This window comes from Bacteroidales bacterium (assembly GCA_014860585.1).
Classification (GTDB): Bacteria; Bacteroidota; Bacteroidia; order Bacteroidales; family 4484-276; genus RZYY01.
This window is the reverse complement of sequence record JACZJL010000145.1, coordinates 1-24,488: the sequence shown is the minus strand read 5'-3', so window position 1 is coordinate 24,488 and position 24,488 is coordinate 1. Positions and strand designations below refer to the sequence as shown.

The 24,488-nt window shown below is 43.2% G+C and carries 16 protein-coding genes and 1 other RNA gene; 14 read left to right on the top strand and 3 right to left on the bottom strand.

Features of this window, described 5'->3' with window-relative positions; genetic code table 11:
* Positions 1–59 precede the first annotated feature (59 nt).
* Positions 60–461, bottom strand: a transfer-messenger RNA (tmRNA) gene (gene ssrA / locus IH598_15015).
* A gap of 105 nt (positions 462–566) precedes the next feature.
* On the opposite strand from ssrA, the gene IH598_15010 reads away from it, so the two are divergent.
* From IH598_15010 to IH598_14965, 10 genes are all read left to right on the top strand, one after another.
* Positions 567–2,057 carry a hypothetical protein gene (locus tag IH598_15010; GenBank protein ID MBE0639827.1) on the top strand — a complete coding sequence of 497 codons (1,491 nt, stop codon included), beginning with the start codon at positions 567–569 and terminating at the stop codon, positions 2,055–2,057.
* 41 nt (positions 2,058–2,098) lie between these two features.
* On the top strand, positions 2,099–2,782 hold the full coding sequence (gene clpP / locus IH598_15005) for an ATP-dependent Clp endopeptidase proteolytic subunit ClpP (GenBank protein MBE0639826.1): 684 nt from the start codon (positions 2,099–2,101) through the stop codon (positions 2,780–2,782).
* Positions 2,783–2,800: 18 nt separating this feature from the next.
* Positions 2,801–4,042 carry an ATP-dependent Clp protease ATP-binding subunit ClpX gene (clpX, locus tag IH598_15000; GenBank protein ID MBE0639825.1) on the top strand — a complete coding sequence of 414 codons (1,242 nt, stop codon included), beginning with the start codon at positions 2,801–2,803 and terminating at the stop codon, positions 4,040–4,042.
* Positions 4,043–4,999: 957 nt separating this feature from the next.
* The gene (locus tag IH598_14995; GenBank protein ID MBE0639824.1) at positions 5,000–5,422 is read left to right on the top strand and encodes a 3-dehydroquinate dehydratase; all 423 of its coding nucleotides are present in this window, start codon (positions 5,000–5,002) and stop codon (positions 5,420–5,422) included.
* Positions 5,423–5,501: 79 nt separating this feature from the next.
* Positions 5,502–5,984, top strand: a complete 483-nt coding sequence (locus IH598_14990; GenBank protein ID MBE0639823.1) for a DUF4293 domain-containing protein — start codon at positions 5,502–5,504, stop codon at positions 5,982–5,984.
* 163 nt (positions 5,985–6,147) lie between these two features.
* Positions 6,148–7,077 carry an ATP-binding cassette domain-containing protein gene (locus tag IH598_14985; protein ID MBE0639822.1) on the top strand — a complete coding sequence of 310 codons (930 nt, stop codon included), beginning with the start codon at positions 6,148–6,150 and terminating at the stop codon, positions 7,075–7,077.
* 51 nt (positions 7,078–7,128) lie between these two features.
* Entirely contained in the window at positions 7,129–7,848 is a 720-nt protein-coding gene (locus IH598_14980; GenBank protein ID MBE0639821.1) for an ABC transporter permease subunit, read from the top strand.
* Positions 7,849–7,871: 23 nt separating this feature from the next.
* The gene (locus IH598_14975; protein ID MBE0639820.1) at positions 7,872–9,389 is read left to right on the top strand and encodes a Gldg family protein; all 1,518 of its coding nucleotides are present in this window, start codon (positions 7,872–7,874) and stop codon (positions 9,387–9,389) included.
* Entirely contained in the window at positions 9,382–10,359 is a 978-nt protein-coding gene (locus IH598_14970) for a DUF4340 domain-containing protein (GenBank protein ID MBE0639819.1), read from the top strand. Before IH598_14975 ends, IH598_14970 begins: the two co-directional genes overlap by 8 nt.
* Before the next feature lie 161 nt (positions 10,360–10,520).
* Positions 10,521–11,129: a Uma2 family endonuclease gene (locus IH598_14965; protein MBE0639818.1), complete on the top strand. Its 609-nt coding sequence runs from the start codon at positions 10,521–10,523 to the stop codon at positions 11,127–11,129.
* Here the strand turns inward: IH598_14965 and IH598_14960 are convergent.
* Together IH598_14960 and IH598_14955 are read right to left on the bottom strand one after the other, a co-directional pair.
* Entirely contained in the window at positions 11,126–11,455 is a 330-nt protein-coding gene (locus tag IH598_14960; protein MBE0639817.1) for a MerR family transcriptional regulator, read from the bottom strand. The genes IH598_14965 and IH598_14960 overlap by 4 nt on opposite strands.
* Positions 11,456–11,489: 34 nt before the next feature.
* A complete protein-coding gene (locus IH598_14955; GenBank protein MBE0639816.1) occupies positions 11,490–12,461 on the bottom strand; it encodes a M23 family metallopeptidase in 972 nt (323 codons plus the stop codon).
* A 115-nt stretch (positions 12,462–12,576) separates the two neighbouring features.
* On the opposite strand from IH598_14955, the gene alaS reads away from it, so the two are divergent.
* The 4 genes from alaS (at position 12,577) to IH598_14935 (ending at position 24,458) form a co-directional block, all read left to right on the top strand.
* Entirely contained in the window at positions 12,577–15,198 is a 2,622-nt protein-coding gene (gene alaS / locus IH598_14950; protein MBE0639815.1) for an alanine--tRNA ligase, read from the top strand.
* A 435-nt stretch (positions 15,199–15,633) separates the two neighbouring features.
* On the top strand, positions 15,634–22,623 hold the full coding sequence (locus IH598_14945) for a T9SS type A sorting domain-containing protein (GenBank protein ID MBE0639814.1): 6,990 nt from the start codon (positions 15,634–15,636) through the stop codon (positions 22,621–22,623).
* Between the two features lie 173 nt (positions 22,624–22,796).
* Positions 22,797–23,201 carry an antibiotic biosynthesis monooxygenase gene (locus IH598_14940; protein MBE0639813.1) on the top strand — a complete coding sequence of 135 codons (405 nt, stop codon included), beginning with the start codon at positions 22,797–22,799 and terminating at the stop codon, positions 23,199–23,201.
* A gap of 123 nt (positions 23,202–23,324) precedes the next feature.
* The gene (locus tag IH598_14935) at positions 23,325–24,458 is read left to right on the top strand and encodes a hypothetical protein (GenBank protein MBE0639812.1); all 1,134 of its coding nucleotides are present in this window, start codon (positions 23,325–23,327) and stop codon (positions 24,456–24,458) included.
* The last annotated feature ends 30 nt before the right edge of the window (positions 24,459–24,488 follow it).

Sequence of the window (24,488 nt, the reverse complement as noted above, 5' to 3'; positions counted from 1 at the left end):
AAAAAACCAGGAAGAAAGCCTTTACTATTTATTTGGCTAATTCCCTGGTTTTATTGACGTTGTGGAGATGCCGGGAGTCGAACCCGGGTCCAAACAAGCAGCACTAATGCTTTCTACATGTTTAGTTCTTCATTGATTTTTGTGTAACGACCGGCGAAGAACGGTCTATCGCTACCTTAGCTCCTGTTATTTCGCCAATCTCCCGGAGCAGGAGATCAACTAGCCCTGTTTTGCTTCACCCCGTGATCAGGCAGGAACAAGGCTTGTCCGCCTGCGGGATGTCCCGTCCCGCCACCTTGTGGCAGGATTTAGCATGAATCTACTAATCTTCGATTATGCTGCGAGAGCGTAAGATGAATTGTTGCCAGTTATGGCTTGAGAAAAGTTGATGACGAGCCACATTCTCATTGCCCGACATGCTTACTATTAACGCTTCCTTGCTGTCAAATCCAGTCATCCCCATAATGTGAAAGAACGGTCTTACAATTTTAAATAACGGTGCAAAGGTACAATTTGTTTGCCCAATTAATACTAATTTTGCAGCCAATTTTCAAAAAATCAACTTAATGAACATAACGAAAGAACAAACCGGAGATTTGACTGCCACCCTCAAACTTGAGATTGCTGAAGCGGATTATTCAAAAACTTACCATGATGAATTGAAAAAATTTGCCCGCCAGGCTACTATTCCCGGATTTAGACCAGGCAAAGTGCCCATGGGGATGATTGAAAAAAAATATGGAATCTCAATTTTGATGGAACAAATTAATAAGATGGTCAACGAGGAGTTGAACAACTACATCAAAAATGAAAACCTCAATGTGCTTGGCGATCCCATTCCAAATGGTGAAAAAGGCATGGTGAATTTTGAAACGCAGAAGGATTTTGAATTTTATTTCGATATTGGCCTTGCACCGGAATTTGAAGTTGAACTTTCAGACAATATGAAATTGGATTATTACAGGATTCAGGCTACTGATGAACAGATCGACAAAATCATCGAAGGGGAGCAGAAGCGTTATCCGACAAAAAAGGAGGTGGAAGAAGTGGAAAAGGGTGTCGAAATTGAATTTGATCTGAGGGAACTCAATAATAAAGGTAACTTGCTGGATGACGGAACTTTTTCGCCCTGCAAACTACTGCTTGATGAAAATGTAGATGAGAAAATGCTTAACCAGTTGGTGGGTAAAAAGGTAAATGATATCCTGACCGTCAATGCAGTCGAATTGTTTGGTACTCTGGAACATGCCGAGGAAAAAATGGGGTTGGACAAAAAAGCCATCGAAGCCAATCCAAATGGTTATCAGATGAAAATCACCTACATCCAGAAGGATGAACCTTCAGGGTTGAACGAAGAATTTTATGAACACATGTTCCCAGGGAAAGAAATTTCTGATGAAAAAGCGTTCAGAGCTGAAATTGCCCGCCAGATCGAACTTTATAATGAGAAGGAATCAGACCTGATGCTCATCGCTGATGTGATGCACCGGTTGACCGAGAATGCAAATATCCAGTTACCGGATGAATTCATGAAGCGTTGGTTACATTTTATGAACGAAGGTAAGTTCAGCCAGGAGGATATTGCCAAAGATTATGTTCATCTCAAATTGCAACTGATCAATGATATGATCGAAGGCAAGCTGAAATCAACCTATAATGAGTTGGTTATTTCACCAGAAATTTTGAAAAAGGAGTTTAAAAAGCAGATTGCCAGCTACTTTATGTACAACGCTGGCATGACTGAGGAGGAAGTGGATACGATTACCGAAAAGTACGCCAATGATTGGCTTAAAGACGAAAAGCATAAAGAGGAAGTTACTAAGCGGAGAAGACAAATTTATGAATTGCGGTTTGCTGAACTGATCAAATCCAAAATCACTTTGGAGGATGTTCCGTTATCACCCGCAGAGTTTTACAGGATTTCCGAAGAAAAATACCGTCAGCGTTTTGGTGATCTGATGCATGAGCACGATCATGAGCATGACCACAACCATGATCACGACCATGACCATGAAGAAATTGTTGAAAACAAGTCATCCCAGGCAGATGAACAATAGGAAAAGCCAATCGTTAAATAGTAAATTCAAATTCCAAATCTATGTATCCCGAAAACGAATTCAATAAATACGCCCTAAAGCATCGCGGTATCAGCAGTCTTTCGATGCACAGGTTCAATTCGCTGGTGAGCGGCTATATTTCACCCACAATCATTGAGGAACGTCAACTCAATGTGGCTCAGATGGACGTCTTTTCGCGTTTAATGATGGACCGCATTATTTTTCTCGGAGTTCCTATATACGACGACGTAGCCAACATTATTCAGGCTCAGTTACTTTTCCTCGAGTCAGTGGACTCGTCCAAGGACATTCAAATCTACATCAATACACCCGGTGGTTCTGTTTATGCCGGTCTTGGCATTTACGACACCATGCAATACATCGGCTCCGACGTTGCAACAATCTGTACCGGAATGGCAGCTTCAATGGGAGCCGTGTTGCTATGCGCCGGTAAAGAGGGTAAGCGCACAGCACTCAAACATTCAAGAATACTTATTCATCAGCCGATGGGTGGCGCTGAAGGTCAGGCATCTGATATCGAAATCACGGCAAGGGAAATTCAGAAACTGAAGCGGGAATTGTATGAGATCATAGCCAAGCATTCCAAAAAGGATTACGAGACCATTTGGAGAGATGCCGACCGCGATTTCTGGATGACATCAGAAGAAGCCAAAGAATATGGTATGATTGACGAAGTTTTGGAGGCAGGTAAAAAGCAACCTTAAACCAACACCGTTTCGATTATGGCAAAGCAAAATGATAAATGTTCGTTCTGCGGCAGAAGCCGGAATGAAGTAAAGCTTCTGATAGCAGGTATCAGCGGACATATCTGCAACGAATGCACCGAGCAGGCTCATGTAATTCTTCAGGAGGAAGCCGCCATTACAAAATCAAAATTGGCGCTGGATTTCAAATTGCTCAAACCCGGCGAGATCAAGCATTATCTTGATCAATACGTGATTGGGCAGGAAGAAGCCAAAAGGATTCTTTCCGTTGCGGTTTACAATCATTTTAAGCGCATTTCACAAACCCGTTTCAAGAAGGGGGCTGATGATGATGTGGAAATTGAAAAATCGAACATCATCATAGTAGGAGAAACCGGGACCGGTAAAACCCTGATGGCGCGGACGATTGCCAAAATGTTAAAGGTTCCTTTTGCCATTGCCGATGCCACAGTCCTCACTGAGGCAGGTTATGTGGGTGAAGATGTGGAAAGCATTCTTTCACGTTTGCTTCAGGCTGCCGATTACGACGTATCTGCGGCCGAGCGCGGAATTGTATTTATTGATGAGATTGATAAAATTGCCCGCAAAAGCGACAATCCTTCCATCACCCGCGATGTTTCGGGCGAAGGTGTTCAGCAGGCACTGTTAAAACTGCTCGAAGGCTCGATTGTGAATGTTCCTCCTTATGGTGGTCGCAAACATCCGGAGCAGAAGATGATCCAGGTGAATACCGAAAACATTCTTTTCATAGCAGGCGGCGCATTCGATGGTATAGATAAAATCATTGCTTCAAGAATGAAAGCCAATGCTATTGGATACACCAACAGCAAACACAAAGAGCAGATTGACCGGAACAACATGTTGAAATACATTGCTGCTCCCGACCTGAAAAAATTCGGGATGATCCCTGAAATAGTCGGGCGTTTGCCGGTCATCACTTACCTGAATCCTCTGGACGAAGGAGCACTGAGGAGAATACTTACTGAGCCGAAAAATGCGCTGGTCAAACAATTTACGCGGCTGATGGAGATGGATAATGTGACATTAACTTTCACCGAAACCGCCCTTGCCGCCATCGTCGAAAAGGCGATCGAGTTCAAACTTGGCGCCAGGGGTTTACGCACGATCATGGAAACCATCCTTAACGACGACATGTTTGAACTGCCTTCAAAGAAGACACAGAAAGAACTGAAAGTCACCAAAAACTATGTGTTGGAAAAGCTGGAGAAAAATAATTTCGGCAAGTTGAAAGTAGCATAGTTCAGTTTTGTCAATCCACTGATCTTAACTTTTGCAACTGCAATCCTGTTTCGCTTTTCACCGGCTTGTCCGAAGAACTGCTTTGGAGAATCTTGAATTTCTGATATCTAATATCTTAAATCTTCAATCGGATATCTCCTTTAAAGGTTCAATTACCCCGTGAATTGCCTGGACAGTTCACCAATAAGGTAATAAGGTTGATTGTTCCAAATCATCCTCTCTACTAAGGTATTTTTCAGGATAAGGTTTTCCTTCTCCGAAAAGTGACCCGAAAAATTGAAAACCTTATTTGCATCCTCAAACCTTAAAAAGTGATCATTCACACCGTGAATCACCTGCAAAGCCCACCGAAGTTCAAAGTTTGGTGGGTTTTTGGTAACATTCACGGGGTGAATTGGAATATTGAATATCGAACAAGGAATATTGAATATTGAACAAGGAATATTGTCCGAAGGACTCCTTTGGAGAATCTTGAATTTCTGATATCGAACATCTTAAATCTTCAATCGGATATCTCCTTTAAAAGTTCAATTACCCCGTGAATTGCCTGGACAGTTCACCAATAAGGTAATAAGGTTGATTGTTACAAAACATCCTCTCTACTAAGGTTTTTTTTTCGGGATAAGGTATTCCTTCTCCGAAAAATGACCCGAAAAATTGAAAACCTTATTTCCATCTTCAAACCTTAGTAGAACTGAGCAACCATCAGGCTTTTCAACCTTATTACCTTATTTGCAGGGTAAAAGGCTGATAACATTCACAAGAGATCATTCACCCCGTGAATTGCCTGCAAAGTCCACCGTTGTTTCAGGTTTGGTGGATGTTTGGTTACATTCACGGGGTGAATTGGAATATTGAATATCGAACAAGGATTATCGAACAGGCCGAAATCAGAAATGTCGGATGAAGAAAAATGTAGTTTGGATGAAGTAGTTATTTTTGCCAAAAAGCAAATGTATGAAAATCCAGATCATCAACGGACCGAATTTGAACCTGCTTGGCGTCAGGGAACCTGAAATCTATGGTAACAAATCGTTTGACGATTTTTTTAAGGAACTCAGGTTACTTTTTCCAATGCATCAGCTCGATTATTTCCAATCCAATATTGAAGGGGAAATCATTGACAAATTGCAGATGGTTGGATTTAGCTGCGATGGGATTATCCTGAACGCCGGCGGTTACACACACACTTCGGTTGCCATTGGCGATGCTGTAAAATCCATCAGTACGCCGGTTGTCGAGGTGCATATCAGCAACATTTTCAGTCGCGAAAACTTTCGGCATACCTCCTTCATTGCTCCCTATGCTGCCGGTTCGATCATTGGATTCGGGATGGATGGTTACCGGCTTGCCATTCTCAGCCTCGAAAGGTTGCATTGAAATGTGGCTACACGCTTTTCAAAGCCCAAAATGATACTATCTTTGCGGCCTGATTTTGACAACTAAAATTCTTAAGACAATGTTGCAGAGGATTCAAACGGTTTACATGCTTGTTGTTGTGGTTTCGGGAATATTATTGTTTTTCCTGCCTTTGGCCACCTACTTCTCCGAACTGGGTTATTTCAGGTTTTTCCTTTACGGTGTCGAAGACCTGGTCCGTGATCCTTTTGGTGCAGAGAAGTCTGTGTTATTCCCGGTTTGGTTTGGTTTGCCACTTTCCATCGTGCAGGCCTTGATCGTCTTACTGGCAGTGTATACAATTTTTCAATACAAAAAGCGAGTGCTCCAGATTCGATTGAACAGGCTAAATATCTTCCTTCATGTAATCCTGATTGGAGGCATTTTTTTCTTTTCCACGATAATAGAATCAAAAGTCAGCGCACGTCCAGATTATGGAATTGGTAATATTTTACCACTCATTTCCATCATCATGTTGTTTCTGGCGAGTCATTTCATTCGAAAAGATGAAAAACTGATTCGTTCGGCAGATCGCCTAAGGTAACAGCCGGTTGGTCTTCCAACTTCCTAATTCTTAGGTAAAAAAATCGGTTAAACCCTTAACAGTTAATGTTTTCACTCCAGTTAAATAATGTTAAAGTCATTCTTTGTAGCTCAATAAAATTTTTGTTTTTCGTTTTTTTGCAAACCAAAAAAAAAGTGAATTTATGGATATTGAAGTTAAAAATCTGACAAAAATTTATGGTACACAACGCGCGGTTGACAACATCTCGTTTCGTGTGAAAACCGGCGAGGTACTTGGTTTTCTTGGGCCAAACGGCGCCGGCAAAACAACCACAATGAAGGCAATCACTACTTACCTGATCCCAAATGATGGTGATATCAAGGTAGGCGAGTTTTCGATCCATGAACAGCCGGAGGAGATCAAAAAGAGGATCGGTTATCTGCCGGAGAGCAACCCGCTTTACCAGGACATGGCTGTTATTGATTACCTGAAGTTTGTAGGGGAATTGCAGGGGATTTCTTCGGCAAAGATCAAAGACAAGATCAGGGAAATGGTGATCGTCTGCGGTCTTGAAGGGGAAAAACATAAAAAAATCAGTGAGTTGTCGAAAGGGTACCGCCAGCGCGTCGGTTTAGCACAGGCATTGATCCACGACCCGGAAGTTCTCATTCTTGATGAGCCGACTTCAGGACTTGACCCCAACCAGATTGTTGAAATCAGGGAGCTGATCAAGAAGATCGGCCGTGAAAAGACAGTCATCCTAAGTTCACATATTCTGGCAGAGGTAGAGGCCACCTGCGACCGGATCATGATTATTAACAAAGGTAAAATTGTCGCTGACGGCACTGCCGAAGACCTCCGCAAACATGCCCAGGGAAAGGAAATTCTCCGCGTGACCATTGAGGATGCAGAAGCAAATAAAATTTTTGAAAAATTGAGTCAACTCCCTTCTGTGGAAATGGTGGACATTGTCAACCATAAGCGCAATATTTTTGAAGTCCAGAGTAAAAGCGATATCTCCTCCCGAAAGGCAATTTTCAAACTCTGTGTGCAGCATGACTGGACGTTAACAGAGCTTACACCCCTGGAAACTAAACTGGAGGATATCTTCCGCGAACTCACCATTAATTAAATCGTTAAATTTCAATTTAATATCAGGATTTAACCAACAAAATAAATGACTATGAGGCAAATTTGGATCATTAGTAAAAGAGAATTGCAGTCATTCTTCGACTCACTGACAGCCTACATTATGCTGATTGCATTCCTCGGCTTTAGCGGGCTGTTCACCTGGCTGTATGGTTCGGACATTTTCTTTGTAAAACAAGCCAGCCTGCAGGCCTTTTTCGGCGTTTCTTACTGGACATTGTTCTTTTTTATCCCGGCACTTACCATGCGTCAGTTTGCCGAAGAAAACAAAACCGGTACTATCGAATTGCTCCTTACCCGCCCGGTGAATGACTGGCAGGTGATCAGCGGCAAGTTCCTGGCTACATTGTTGTTGATCGGGATCGCCCTTGCATTCACCATTCCTTATTATTTTACTGTGGCAAGGTTGGGTAATATTGATCATGGCGCCACTATCATGGGGTATTTTGGTTTGCTGCTTATTAGTGCAACCTATATAAGTATCGGGCTTTTTGCCAGTAGTATTTCAAATAACCAGATTGTTGGTTTTCTGCTGGCATTGGCCATCAGTATTTTGTTTCACTTTGTTTTTGGTTTTCTGTCAACTGCTGCCAGCGGTTTAATCAGCGAAATCCTTTATTTCTTAAGCCTTGGCGCTCACTTCGAGTCCGTTTCAAGAGGTGTTGTTGATAGCAAGGATTTGATCTATTTTATCTCCATCATTTTTATAAGCCTTGTTGGCACTGAAGCGGTTTTGCAGAAAAACAGGATTTAACTTTAATGGAAAAAATTTGAATTATGAAAAGGAAAAAGTCATTAGCATCTCAGTTAATATTGATCGTGGTGGTTTTGGTTTTGTTAAATGTGCTCTCTACAAGGTTTTTCATGCGTCTAGATTTCACCGGTGACCAGATTTACACACTAAGCAAAGCCACAAAAGATATTCTGCGCTCACTCGATGAGCCGGTAACAGTCACAGCCTATTTTACAAAAGGAAGCCAGCCTGAAATTGAGAAAGCCCGGAAGGATTTTCAGGATTTGCTGATCGAATATTCCAACATCTCCAAAGGTATGGTGAACTATGAGTTTGTCAATCCGAATGATGATCCCCAGGTTGAGCAGGAAGCTGCTCAAGCTGGAATCCAGCCGTTAGTGCTGAATGTCAGGGAAAAAGACCAGGTGAAGCAGCAACGTGTTTACCTTGGCGCAAAGCTGGCAATGGGAGATCGTACTGATATTATTCCCGTCATTCAGCCTGGCGCAGCTATGGAATTTACCCTTTCCTCTGCAATAAAGAAACTTTCGGTGGTTGATAAAGCATCGGTCGGATTTGTTCAGGGGCATGGTCAACCATCGATCAATGCGATGATGCAGGCTATGGAGCAGTTGCAGGTGCTTTACAACATTGCACCCGTCAATCTTTCAGACGAATCTGCTGACCTCTCCCAATACCTCACTCTCGCAATTGTTGCACCCACCGATTCATTTTCTGATTTTGAACTCAGACGACTGGATGATTATTTAGCAAATGGGGGACGACTTTTTATTGCCCACAATCATGTGGAAGGCGATTTCCAGACCATGCAGGGAAATTTGAACCCAAGCAATTTAAGTGGATGGTTGGCAGAAAAAGGATTAATGATCGAGAATCATTTTATTGTGGATAAGAGTGCCGGAAACATTGGTGTTCGGCAACAAACCGGATTCATGACCTTTACAAGGCAAATTCCGTTTCATTATTGGCCGGCGATCCGAAAATTTCCCAATATGCCTGTTACAAAAGGATTAAATGAAGTATTACTGCAATTTGCCAGTGTAATCAACTTTAATGGGGACACAATTATTAAATTTACCCCCATCCTTCAAACTTCTGAAAAATCTGGAACTTTATCTGTCCCATTGTACTTTAACATCGAAAAACAATGGAGTGACAGGGACTTTCCGTTGGCAGGACAAACAGTAGGGGCAATTTTGCAAGGTCCTATTGTTGGCCAGGTGCATTCGAAGATCATACTAATTACCGATGGTGATTTCGCCATCAATGGCGAGGGACAAAATGCCCAACCAAAACCCGCAGACAACATCAGCCTGATGGTGAATTCGATTGACTGGCTCTCAGATGACACCGGGTTGATTGAACTGCGTACAAAAGAGGTTACTTCCAGACCACTCGACGAACTGGAAGAAGGGAAACGAGCTACTTACAAGTGGGTGAATTTCTTACTTCCAATCGTGTTGATTGTGGTACTTGGACTTGTTAGGATGCAACTTAGAAGAAAAAAACGAACTAAAAGAATGGAGGAAGGTTATGTTTAAAAAATTAAATGTTAAAGTCCTGATCATCATATTGGTGATACTTGCTGCAATTTACGCCCTTTCCGAATTCAGGGGTGATAAAGACCGATCTTTCAGTCGGGTGCTTATTGCTGTTGATACGGCAAAGGTGACCGAAATTCACATCCATATTCCAACGGAAAATGCAGAAATACAGCTTGTTCGAAATACGGAATCCGACTGGAGTGTAAAGGCCGAAGGAAATTCTTACCCTGCAGATTACAACCTTGTGAAATCAATCCTTGGTCAATTTCATGAAATAAAGCCCGAACGCATTGCAGCCACTTCAAAAGATCGTTGGACGGAATACGAAGTGACGGATTCGGCAGCCATCCGGGTGAAGGTGAAAGGTGACAGTAAAAATCTGGCTGATGTTTATTTTGGTAAATTTTCCTATACCCAGCCACCCCAGGGCCAAATGCAACAGCAACAGCAACAGGGTAAAATGACCAGTTTTGTTCGTCGGGCAGACGATCAAAAAGTTTATGCAGTGGAGGGGTTCCTCAGAATGACTTACCAGAAGGACGTCAACGCATACCGCAACAAAACGCTGGTGAATGTGAACAAGGATGATATTTCAAGGTTGGAGTTCACTCATCCGGATTTTCAATTTACAGTCGAAAAAGTGGATAACCGGTGGATGATCAACAACCAACCCGCCGATTCTCTCAAAACGGTAAGGTACCTCAGCAGGCTCCAAAGATTGACAAGTGCTAACTTTGTTCCTTCATCCACAATCAAAACAGGAGATGCAGCCTTTGAACTGAATATTGAAGGAAATAATTTTAATCCAGTTGAACTAAAAGCCTTCTCAACACCTGACACGCTGATCAACTGGGTGATCACTTCCACAATGAATCCTCAGGCAGAATTCGACGGAACCAAAGCCCAGCTGTTTGAACGGACGTTTGTGACGGAGACTGAGTTTTTGCCGGAACCTGAAGTGCAATAACAATTTAAGTTTTAAATCATTTAAAACCGGAAGGATCGGATTGGTCGTTCCGGTTTTTATTGGTACTGTTCAATAGGGCATTTGTGAAGTTCAAATTGCATGCTCAGGGTTTTATCAGTTTGAAAAAAGTTTTATTTTTGTCAAAATTAAACCGATATAAAATGGAAACGCTCAAACTGGATTTGTCTAAAAGATACACATACGCTGATTATCTGACCTGGATGGATGATAAAAGAAGAGAGTTATTTGATGGATTCATCAGGTTAATGACTCCGGCGCCATCACGTAAACACCAGAGAATTTCTGCAATTTTGATGAAGATATGGGGTGTATATCTCGAAACAAAAAAATGTGAGGTTTATCATGCCCCCTCAGATGTAAGGCTTCCAAAAAACAAAACCAGTAAGGCTGACCGATCAATATACACAGTTGTACAACCCGATATTTATGTTGTTTGTGACCTTTCAAAACTTGACGATCGCGGCTGCCTTGGTGCTCCCGACCTGATTATCGAAATTGTTTCACCAAAAAATTCACAGCGGGATATCAAGGACAAATTTGAAATCTACCAGGAGCATGGTGTTCGAGAATATTGGATCGTCAATCCAAATGACGAAAACGTAAATGTATTTCTTCTGGATGAAAGCGGAAAGTATCAGTTTGTAGGAATGTATGCAGGTGATGATAAAATTCCGGTAAACATTTTTAATGGTGATTTGAAAGTTGATCTTACCCAGGTGTTTTTGCCAGATACTGCAGCAACAACTTAGAGTTCCGCCTTTATATCCTCCAGAAATCCCCTGATTTTTTGCAATGATTTCACGATTTCCACCTTGTCAATCGTATCATGTTTGTTTTGATTCAGTTTTTCCTGAGCGCCTTTAAGAGTGAAGCCGCGCTCTTTGACAAGATGATAAATAATCCTGAAGTTTTCAACATCCTGAGGAGTAAAAAGCCGGTTGCCTTTTTTGTTCTTTTTCGGTTGGATGATGTCGAACTCTTTTTCCCAAAAGCGGATCAACGAAGTACTAACATTAAACATATCGGCCACTTCACCAATTTTAAAAAACATTTTTTCAACAGGAATTTTCGCCATCTGGTTGTTTGATTACCTCATTGATTATGCGGGTTTAATCCATTGTTTGGGATGGTCTTGCAGAGAGCTCTATCATCAATTGGTAGTCTTCCGGGCTGATGTCGTTGAAGAAGAAATTGATAGGGTTAATGGCTCTTCCGTTTTTTCTTACTTCGTAGTGCAGGTGAGGACCTGTTGATTTACCTGTAATGCCAACAGTTGCAATCACCTGTCCCCGCTTGACGCGCTCACCGGGTTTTACCTTAATTTCAGCACAATGTGCGTAAAAGGTTTCATACCCGAAATCATGATCGATCAGGACGTTGTTACCATAATGGCTTTTCCCCTTTTCCACTGTTGTAACAATGCCATCGCCGGTAGCATAAATTTTTGTGCCAACCGGGGCTGAAAAATCCACACCTTCGTGTAGTTTCATGACTTTGTAAAATGGGTCCATCCGGTAACCATAATAGGATGAGAGTAGCCTGAGGTCTTTGTTGTTTATAGGCTGAATGGCCGGGATGGAGGCAATAAATGCTGATTTGTTTTTGGCCAATTCAAATACTTCGTCAAATGATTTTGACTGAACGACCAACTGGCCGGTGATCTGATCCAGTTTCTCGGTTGTTTGAACTAACAAATTGGAGTAGAGATAGCCATCCAGACTTTTATACCTGTCAACACCCCCATAGCCTGCTTTGCGCACTGAGGAGGGGACTGGTTCTGCCTCGAAGATCACGCGATAAATATTATCGTCACGTTGCTGCAGGTCTTCAATCACCTCGCCAATCTGATCCAGACGATCGTTGAGTACTCGATACTGAAATTCCATATGCGAAAGCTCACGCTTGAGGTAACGTTCTTTGGGGGAGTCGTGAAAACTGTAAGCAGCAAAAAGTACTATGATTCCATACAGCCCTGCAGCCAACAGGTAGAGAAAAAACTTCCTGACTTTTTTTCTGAAGGGATATTTTACGATTTCAAAGGTTATGGTTACAGGATCGAAATGATATTTTGCTTTACCCATAATTAACGGATTGAAACGACTTGATACTTTTAATTTGCTGCAAAATTACCAAAAAAACTAATTTTGCACCCTTTTCCGAAGTTCAATAACACCCAAACTTGTTAATTATTGCCTTATGAATTCAGCTCAGATACGACAGACATTTCTTGAATTTTTTGAAAGCAAACAGCATAAAACCGTTCCCTCAGCGCCAATGGTGGTTAAGAATGACCCTACGCTGATGTTCACCAATGCAGGGATGAACCAGTTCAAAGATATTTTCCTTGGCAACTCTCCCGTGAAATATCCACGGATTGCCAATACTCAAAAATGCCTCCGGGTTTCAGGTAAGCACAATGATCTGGAGGAGGTGGGACATGATACTTACCATCATACAATGTTTGAAATGTTGGGTAATTGGTCTTTTGGCGATTATTTTAAAAAGGAAGCCATCGAATGGGGGTGGGAATTATTGACCAGCGTTTTTGGACTCGACAAGGAAAGACTTTATGTAACTGTGTTTGGCGGAGATGATAGCGAAGGCCTTGGCGTGGACCAGGAAGCATTTGATGTTTGGCGAAAAATAATCGACGAAGATAGAATACTTTACGGCTCGAAAAAAGATAATTTCTGGGAAATGGGTGATACTGGTCCTTGCGGGCCTTGCTCTGAAATCCATATTGACTTACGTAATGATGAAGAAAGACGTCAACGTCCGGGTAAAGAAATGGTAAATACCGGGCACCCCGAAGTAATTGAAGTCTGGAACCTTGTTTTTATTCAGTACAACAGGAAAAATGACGGAAAATTGGAATCATTGCCTGCAAAACATGTCGATACCGGAATGGGTTTCGAGCGGTTGACTATGGCTTTGCAAAAGAAAAAGTCGAATTATGATACTGATGTGTTCCAACCTGTTATACAGGAGATAGGCCGCTTAGCCGGAAAACACTACGGCGAAAATGTTAAACAGGATATCGCCATGCGCGTAATTGCCGATCATCTGCGCGCCATCGCCTTTGCTATTGCCGACGGACAGCTTCCATCCAATAACAAGGCGGGTTATGTGATCCGACGAATTTTGAGAAGAGCAGTTCGATATGGTTTTACCTTTCTCGATTTAAAAGAACCGTTTATCAACAAGCTGGTTAAAATCCTTGTGGTTGATATGGGCAAATTTTTCCCTGAGCTTGTTGCACAACAAGAACTGATTACTAAAGTGATTGCTGAAGAAGAACATGCTTTCCTGCGCACGCTCTCCCATGGGATCAGGCGATTTGAACAATATGTGGAATCAAATCCCGGTCAGAAAATAATTGCCGGTGATTTTGCTTTTGAATTGTTTGATACTTATGGTTTCCCGATAGACCTCACTCAGTTAATGGCACGCGAAAAAGGCCTTGATTTGGATATGAATGGATATAACAGTCGCCTTGAGCAGCAAAAACAACGCTCGCGGCAGGCGGCAGAAATAGACACTGACGAGTGGGTTGTGATCAGAACTGGTGATGACCAGACCGTATTCCTCGGTTATGAATCGCTGGAGGCCGAAGCCCGGATCATGAGGTTCAGAAAAGTGAAAACACAAAAAGAGATTTATTACCAGATTGTATTGGATCAAACACCATTTTATGCAGAATCAGGCGGTCAGGTGGGCGACCGGGGTACGCTTGAAAGCAATGAAAATAAAATTTATATCAGGGATACCCAGAAAGAAAACGACCTTATCGTTCACATTAGTGATCATCTTCCTGACGACCTCTATGCCAACTACATCGCACGTGTGGATGCCGATAAACGCCGCATGACGATGAACCATCACAGTGCTACTCACCTGATGCACGCCGCCCTTAAGCGTGTGCTTGGTAATCATGTCGAGCAGCGAGGCTCATTGGTTGACGAAAACCGGCTGAGGTTCGACTTTTCGCATTTTGCTAAATTGACGCCGGAGGAAATCCGGAAAGTAGAACAGATCGTCAATGCTAAAATCAGAGAAAATGTACCCATACACGATCAGCGTAATGTACCTATAGATGAGGCCAAAGCGATGGGTGCGGCAGCTTTGTTCGGAGAAAAATATGGTGAGCTTGTTCGCGTAGTAACCTTTGATCCCTCCTTCTCCATCGAGTTTTGTGGCGGTACGCATGTCCCTGCAACAGGGCAAATCTCAATGTTCAAAATCGTTTCTGAAACTGCTATTGCTGCCGGTATCCGGCGCATCGAAGCCATCACTGCTGACCGTGTGGAAGAACTTTTTATTGAACAGGATGCGATTATATCAGGCCTGAAAGATATCTTTAAAAACCAGAAAGATATCCTAAAATCCGTTCATGAGTTGATTGATGAGAAGAAAGTGTTGGAAAAGCAGATCGAAGCCATGAAAAGAGAAAAGATTGCCGACCTGAAGTTTGAATTAAAGCGTCAGGCCGAGCACATCAATGGTATTAATTTTATCGCTCAAAAAATTGATGGTGATGCTCAGGCAGCCAGGGATTTAGCTTTTATGATGAAGGATATTATGGATGACCTCTTTCTTGTTTTGGGAAACACAGCAGATGGGAAAGCAGGACTTACTGTGATGATTTCTGACAACCTGACCAAAGAAAAAGGACTTAACGCCGGCCAGATCATCCGCGAAATTGCCAAAGAAATTGGTGGTGGCGGAGGAGGCCAATCCCATTTTGCAACTGCCGGCGGAAAAAATCCGGACGGGATCGAAAGTGCCTTAAGAAAAGCCAGGGAGTTTATAAATAAATAGCATTTGAATTCGTTTTTCAAATTTTAAAGTTCAACCCAATTTGTTATAACCGCAGTAGAGATTTTTACTGATCAGTGCAGATGGAAAATTGCTTTTTATTCAGTTGAATGAAGCGAATTCAAACCATTGCATCATTCCTGAAACCTGGTATGAAAAGACTCGTTCAAAGCTCCGTGTTTGTGATCCCATGTTTGCTCACCGTGCTTCCTTAAAAAATCACTCTTAAAAACTCCTGCATTCAATTTACTTCTCTTTGATTTCAATCGAAATTGCATTTTTAACTTTTCGTTAACAAAAGCATTTGATTTATAATCAGTTAGATAACTTGTTTTTAAGGACTATTAACAAAATACGATTTGTTAATATGGGGCTGTATTACTTTATTTTGCGCTTGCTAAAAATTCATTCATTGTTCAATCAATAAAAATTATCATCATGCGTAAAACTTTACTTTTCCCATTGTTCATTTTATTATTGTTTAGCTATTCTGCTAAAGGTCAGGAGTTTGTTTCAAAAGTTATCCAACCGGATTACTTTGATGTTTCCATCCCGCTCAGGGATATACCTGTTGAACCAGCCTTTATGAAAGACACCCTTGTTCGTAATCCTATGATGCGTATCAGAAACCATCCTTTTGCTGAAACAGCGTTGCCCAAAGGCCCCGATGAAGCCTGGCAGCAGGAGATGGGTACCCAGGGCGATGAACGAGGCGCCCCCACTATCAATTTCGAAGGGATAAGTAATATCAATGGTTCAATTCCGCCAGACACGCAAGGCGACGTTGGGCCTAATCATTATTTCCAGGTGGTGAACAGCTCTTATCAAATCTTTGATAAATTGGGAAATTCAGTGTTAGGACCATTAAACACAACTTCGATTTGGAGTGGTTTTGCTATTTCGAGTATAACCGATCCGATCGTATTATACGATTCACAAGCCGACAGGTGGTTTATTTCCGTATTTAAATCAAGTTCTCCGTACAGCATCTATATTGCTGTTTCAACAACCGGCGATCCGACGGGTAGTTGGTATCGCTGGTCTTATTCCTGGGCTACCAAGCCGGATTACCCAAAATATGGTGTATGGAGGGACGGCTATTATATGGGTTGCAATACAGGGGGACAGGATGTTGCAGTGTTCAACCGCACCGCGATGATTGCCGGAAATGCCAGTCCTCAGGCTGTTACATTTGATAATCCCGATCGCCCTTCAATTGGTTTTCATGCCATTATGCCCCTGGACAATGACGGCACTTTAGCGCCATTCGGTTCACCGGGTTTATTTGTAACCATCAACGATGATGCCTGGGGTGGGAGCGATCAGTTGTGGATTTATGCACTCAGCGTTAACTGGAGTAATCCCGGAGCAGCCACTTTCAGCAGAATTCAGCAGTTGAATGTAACGGCTTTTGACTCTAATTTTGGACCCAGTTGGGATAATATTGCTCAACCGGGTGTAGCCCAGGAGCTTGATGCAGTGCCGGAAGTGTTAATGTTCAGGGCGCAATACAGGAATTTTGGATCCCATCAGGCTATTGTTTGCACTCACTCGGTGGATGTTAACAATACCGACCGGGCTGGAGTGCGATGGTATGAGCTTCGTAAAACCGGCGCCAACTGGTTTGTACATCAGCAAAGCACTTACTCACCCACCTCTGACAGCCGTTGGATGGGTAGTATTGCCATGAATGGTGAAGGGGATATTGCACTCGGGTATTCAGTTTCGAGTTCAACGGTATTCCCATCCATCCGATATACCGGAAGAAAAGCCAGTGATCCTGTAAATACCATGACAATGACCGAGCGAAGCATATTTGCAGGAGCGAATTCTCAAACCGGGTGGAACCGCTGGGGAGATTATTCGATGATGAGTGTTGACCCATCGGATGATACCAGGTTTTGGTACACCAATGAATACTCCAACGGGGGTGCATCATGGCGGACAAGAGTGGCAGCCTTTAGCTTTAGTTCCAGTTGTTATGCGTCGGGTGGATGCACCGAATATATTAGCAGGGTTCAGGCCGGAAGCATCGACAATTCCACCGGTTGTACCAACTACGGTGACTACACTTTATCCCATTCTACCAATTTACCTGTAAATGCAGGAATGCCCGTGACAGTGACCAATGGCACGCCGATTTATCCGAGTGATCAGTGTGGGATATGGGTGGATTGGAACCGAGATGGTGATTTTTATGATGCGAACGAATCAATCGCTGTAACAGGTACACCCGGGGTAGGTCCTTACACAGCAACGATCTATCCTCCATCAGGAGCTACCACAGGTCCGGTTGTAATGAGAATAAGAATTACCTGGACCGGCGCCGTTGACCCGTGTGGCTCAACTTCCTATGGAGAAGTTGAAGATTACACCATTAACCTGACAACAGCTGCTACTGCAAATTACTGGACAGGTATTGTAAGCACTAACTGGCACGATCCGCAAAACTGGTCGTTGTATGTAGTTCCTACCAGTACACTCCATGCTGTAATTCCATCGGGGACGCCTTTCTCACCGGAGATCAATACAGCAGCGCAATGCAACAACATGATCCTGCAATCAGGAGCGATACTTACACACAATAATTCATTTCTTGATGTGTACGGGACATTTGATGCAGGCTTTGGTCAATATACCATGACAAGTACTGCGGCCTCACTTTATTTCTTTGGTTCCGGAAATGTTTTATGGTGGGACGATAACCAAAATGATACCTATACCAATGTCCGGATTTGGAAGTCTGACAATGCGATTGTCACGCAGCAAAATAATGTAACTTGTAGTGGTACTTTCAGAATTGTATCAGGGCAGTTTCAGTTGGCATCTAACCGACACCTATACATCAACAGCACTTCTACAACAGCGCTGGAAATACAGGATGGCGGCACGCTTAAGCTGAGTGAATTTAAAAGTATTACAGTAGCCGGTGGAATACAGTTTTTGAACGGAAGTAATCTTGATATGTCAGGTGGGTCATTTTATTGCGGGGGTAATTTCAGGGTAGCCAGCAACGCCTCCTACGATATTGACCTTTCCGCAGGCAGGTTGGAAATGACCGGAAGCGGCACCAACTATATCCAGGATCAGGATGGCGGAACCCTTAAGCTTGGCGAATTTAGAATCGCAAAACCGGGAGGTTATGTTTACATTGCCAATGCCGACCTCAATATTCTCGGCAACCTTGTAATCACCAATGGTCGTTTAAGCTGTTACAATGCCCCTACGCCAACTGCAAGCTACAACATTAACATTAAAGGCGACTGGCATAACCTGCTTTTCCCCGGCGGATTTGAGCCTGGCGATGGGAAGGTAACTTTCAGCGGCGCCGGTCATCAGAACATTTATACCAACGAAAACTTTAATATTCTCGAAGCCAATATGGGTGCGGCATTGAGAATACTTTATCCCGGCCAGATTGTTACCTGCAATTCCTATTTGTGGACATCGGGCGGAATTGATGTCTATCCGGGAGGAACATTTACTGCGCTTGATCTGGCCCAGCAGGGTATTACCGGTGGATTTTGGGTGAATCCCGGTTCGGTGATCAACCTTTACCAGGACAATGTCCAATGGGTTGACCTTGATGGGGATTTGTACTTTAACGGTGGCGGAACCATCAACGTTTATGGTGGAAACGGAAACAGCTGGTGGGCGTTCTCGCGGAATGCTTCGCTTACCATGGATGGCGGTGTGCTTGATTTTAAGGACAACGGGATTACGATAAGTGGTTTGACCTATACACTGAATGCCAATTTATCTGAGGATGCGCTAATACGGACAACAGGTGGGCTTAGCATGAGCAGAACCGGTTTTGTAATTGATAACGGAACTTTTGAGTTTTATGGAAGCAGCGATAGAACTGTTTCGATGTCCGCAACCAATAGGTTGAACAATATACTGGTCAACAAATCCTCGAAAGAAGCTACCGGTTCTCAACCTGACATCCCTCTTACCGATCCACGCAGTGGTGAATTGCTGACAGATGGCACGAGGGCGAATGCGTTATCATTGTCATCAGATATTTCTATTTATGGTGACATGACAATTCAATCAGGTACGCTTAATGCCGGAACACGAACCATAAATATTGGCGGCGACTGGGCAAACAATGTCGGTGAAAGCGGTTTTAATGAAGGGACAAGTACTGTGATCTTTAATGGCCCTGATGACGCAGATATTTTAACTGAGGAGACTTTTTACAATCTCTCACTGGATAAAACTTATTCTGCGAGTTGGGATGCACTCGAGATCATGTCGGTACCAGTAACAGTTCTCAATAACCTAAACCTGATTGACGGCACGCTGGAAGCAAATTCCAATTCGGTATTAACCATTGGCAATAACGTAAACATTAACTTAGGAGCCGGGCTCAATGTTGGTTTCCTGGATTCCGGGGTCCAGGTTTTTGTTGGAGGTAACTGGACAAATAATAACACCCTATATGACACTTTCGTAGGATATTCCACGAGCGGAAACGAAGTAATCACTTTCAATGGTGTGGCTGATCAAATCATTACAACGGCTGCACCTTTTGAAGACTTTGGCACTTTTGTAATTACTAAATCCGGCGGAGCAGTCAGGCCGGCCGGTAATCTGCAAATCCTGGGTGATTTTGAAATCAATTCGGGAAATTTCAACAGTTTTGTTTCCGGGCTTACACACAGGTTCCAGGGTGATTTTACCATGAATGGACCGGGGAATTATTACCCGGGAAATCCGTCAACAACAGAATTCACTGGTGAAGATAACCAGGTTTTCCTCAGAAACGGCGGGTCAACGGCATTCAATCATGTGGTTATTGATAAAGCGGTTGCAAAATCTTCCAATCTCAATGCAGTTAGTGGCGGTGAGACGATGGCAGGGAATGAGTCAGGAAAAATACCTACGTCATTCATGCTTACTTTGCTTTCGGATATAGTTGCATTTAATGGAGGCACGACCACAATCAATCAAGGTGCGTTGAACCTGGGAGGTAATTTTTATAATTCCCTGGGTGCAATAAATATCAATGATGGTGGTATACTTTATCTTCCGGAAGGTTCATTACTTTCGGTTGTTTCCAGTTTGTCAGTGAATAATGGAGGGTTGCTTGAATGCAGAGGAACAAGCAGTAATAAAGCACGGATTTATAAGGATGCGGTCGGTTTTTATGCTTTTGAGGTGAACGCTGGCGGTACCATCAGTGCTGAGCATACAATTTTTGAGCACATGGCCGGGCCTGATGGTGTTAATGTTAAGGACGGAGCGATGGTTGATCCCGATTTTAGCTTTAATCACTGCACATTCAGGAATGGCGATGGGACTGCTGGTTCGGCGTTGCTTGTAATCAATAATAATCAGGATTTAACGATCACCGGGGCTTCATTTCCAAACAACACTGCCGGCTACAATGTCGCTAAAGATATGAACCAGGGAAACATCACTTTTGTTGATTTTACAGGTTCATTTGCTGGGGAAGATAATGATTATGATATATATAACCGCGTGGACTGGCTTGTGTATGAGCTTTCTGCTTCACCGCTTGTGCACAATGTTGATCCACCGGCAGGATCGGTTACTTTTGACATTACTTCCAACCTTGCCTGGACGATTTCGGAAAGTGTGGCATGGCTCAGTGTGGCTCCAATGTCGGGTAGTAACAATGCAACTGTTACCATCAACTACATGCAGAACAGTTCACCCTCGCCGAGGTCGGGCATCATCACAATTTCGGCGCCCGGAGTGCCTGATGTGATCGTTACTGTGAATCAGGCTGGCGCGACTTTAACAGTAACCCCTTCTTCACGGAATGTAACTGCTCCGGCAGGCTCCACATCATTCAGTGTGGGTTCAAACACCTCCTGGACTGTAACCGAAAGTGTTGCCTGGCTGAGTGTATTGCCAATGAGCGGAACCGGTAACGGAACACTCAATGTAAGCTATAACCAGAACACATCCGCAACTCCAAGGTCGGGTCAGATCACAGTTTCTTCACCAGGTCTTCCAAATGTGATCGTAACGGTGAACCAGGCCGGTGCAGCAGCCACGTTAACCGTAACACCCGCAAACCGGGATGTAGCTGCAACTGCCGGATCAACATCTTTCAGCCTTAGCTCCAATACCGGGTGGGCTGTGAGCGAGAGCGTACCGTGGTTAAGCGTTACTCCGATGAGTGGAACCGGAAATGGAACATTAACAGTGAATTACGGCGAAAATGCTACCGGAAGCACCAGGATTGGAACCATCAATGTGACAGCTACAGGTGGTTCACCCTCTGTAAATATTACCGTAACCCAGGTATCTTACCCGACACATTCAATTTCGCTAAATGCAGGCTGGCAGGGACTTTCAAGTTACATCATGCCGGTGAACAATGCCATAGAGGATGTTTTTGCGCCTGTTTTGTCTGATTTCATCATTGCTCAGACCATGACCGGAATGTATTATCCTGCCGTGCCGGTCAATACCATTGGAGACTGGCTCAGTCAGTCGGCCTATAAATTGAAAATGAACAGCGCCGCCACTTTCCCGGTTATTGGAAATGAAGAAACCAACAAGGTATTCTCGCTGAGCGCCGGTTGGAACCTGGTTCCTGTGATTGTTAATACCCCGGTGAATCCGGTGTCTCTGTTCGCCGGAACCAGTCTGACCATTGCCAAGGATGTAGCCGGAACGGGTGTTTACTGGCCGGCTTATGGCATCAACACACTCGGAAACCTGCTGCCAGGTAAAGCTTATTATGCGTTACTCGGTTCATCTGGTTCCATTACCTTCCCTGCAAATGCCAAAGCAGAATGGACAGGGAATTATCCCGAAATCAAATTACCTGCTAACCCGTGGAATGAGGTGACTGTTTCTCCATCTTCTCATCTCATTGCTATTGAAGCTGAAGGAATGAATGGCCTGTTAACAGGTGATTTGATCGGAGTCTTTTCGCAAAATGATGAATGTTATGGAATTTCCGAAATCAGCAACACATCTGCAAATGCACTACTCACGGCCTATGCCGATGATGCTACAACCACCTCGAAAGATGGCTTTGATGAAATGGAGCCGATGACCTATAAAGTTTACCGTCCATCCACAGGCGATACCTTCGATGTGCTGGTGGAATACAATGAGCAACTGCCTCAAACCGGCAATTTCACCGGCGAAGGACTGTCAGCGATAAAAATGCTAAAGCTTTCAGCAACAGGAGTTGAAAACACACTGGGCAGCGGAATCAGTATTTATCCCAATCCAACCGATGGAATGATCTGGATTACGGGGATTTCTGAATTCTCAGCCATTGAGTTGATTGGGACTTTAGGTTCTACTTTACAAACCTTAAAACTTGAAAGCCAAAACACCCACATCATTGATCTTGACGATTTGCAGCCGGGGGTTTACCAGATTAAGCTATCCGGTGAGAGAGGAACGGTAGTGAAGCGGGTGGTGAAGAAGTAAAATCACAATTAGTAATCCTATCGCTTCTTGCGATACTATTGCTCTAGCTTATCAAACCTTCCAGGTATATTGCCTAAGGCATCCATCTGGGCATAATCTGGAAGGTTTTTTTAAATTATTCCGAACATACGACCAAATTGATACTATTGATTCTTTAACCTAAGCTATTGTATATGAAATCAAATCTAAACATTATCTTTTTCCTGGTGGTTACCACATTTTTTCTAATTATGTCATCCTGCGAAGATCAAATAGAATCGGGCGCTGACACCAATTTAATTGTGCTGGTGAAGTTTAAGGCATTGCCCTCAAAAAGTACTGATGCAATTAACGGGTTGACAAAGCTCATTGAAAATGTAAGACACGAACCGCATTTTGTCAGTATCAAAGTCCACATTGATTCAAAAGAACCGTCTAATATTTTGCTTTATGAGGAATGGAGTGATGCATCCTACTACAACTCAGCCCACATGAACACGCCGCATTTATTGCAATTCAGGGAAGAGTCGCAGTTATTTCTGGCTGGACCGCCCGAAATTACACAGTGGAGGGTTGAAAAAGTGTTTACGGCAGAATAAAGAATTAGACCTGCCATATTTATCAGACAATTTGGTTACAAATGTGCAGCCATTTCTCATTAAAACTAAACATAGTGACATCTGAAAAATTTCTAATTACCAATCAATAAACCAAGTACACAAATGAAACACCTGGTCCTAATTTTGATAATTTCAAGCTTGATTTTCTTATTTTCGATCCCTGCATTTACTCAGGGAATTTCTATTAATGAAAATGGCACGCCCCCAGACCCCTCAGCCATGCTCGATGTGGAATCCACCACCAAGGGATTTTTACCACCCCGGTTAACTTCAGCACAACGCTTAGCAATGCAATACCCGGCTTCCGGTTTGGTGGTATTTGATACCGATTTTAATGCCTTGTTTGTAAATACCGGCGAGGGATGGATGCAGGTTGATGCTGGCGAAAAATGGCTGAAGGACGAAGACAACAATCTTACCTACAACCTGGGTAAAGTTGGGATTGGCGTTAACTATCCGGAAGCGGAACTTGAGGTGGATGGTCAGGTGAAAATAACAGGAGGAGATCCCGGCGCCGGAAAAGTGCTTACCAGCGATGAAGGGGGAACGGCCTCCTGGCAAAACAGCCCGATGAGTATTTTAAATGTGAATCAGGCCGTTGGCTATACGAATATTAGTACGGGGCTGAATTTCCTGGTGCTTCCTGCGACTGTTGAGCTGACCGAAACTTCCAGTATACTGATTCACTCCACCCGCGGGATGGGTAGCACCACTGGGGTCAACTCCACCGGATCAATGAATCTCTACCTGTGTTACAGGAATATTAACGGAGGATCAATTGTTTCAATAGGAGGCGGAATTTTTGGTTTAATGGTGCCGGCTGGAACAAGAATCCCGTTTTCACTTTCCTCTACCACTGGATTCCTGGCTCCGGGTACTTATGAAGTTGGACTTTGCGGAACTACCAATGCACCTTCACAGTGGAATTCAAATGAGTTTGGATATACTACTGCAATGGCTTATAAACTGCCTGCTGACAAATCCTACGCATCAAGGCCAACCGATGATAATTTCGAAAGTCTTTTGGGGAGAGAGCCTGAAAGTAAGAATAATCTTTTATCAAAAACAAATATTTCCCCTGATTCTTCGGCTGACGTTCAATCATCACAGGATTATCGCACAACACCAGTTGAAGAAAAGATTGAGCAACTTCGCCTGGAAAATGAAAGCATCAAAAATCAACTGAATATTCTGTTAAAGATGATTGAAACCGAAAAATCCACCCGTATAGACTAAACGCTATGTGGGTGTCAATTTTAGCTTTTT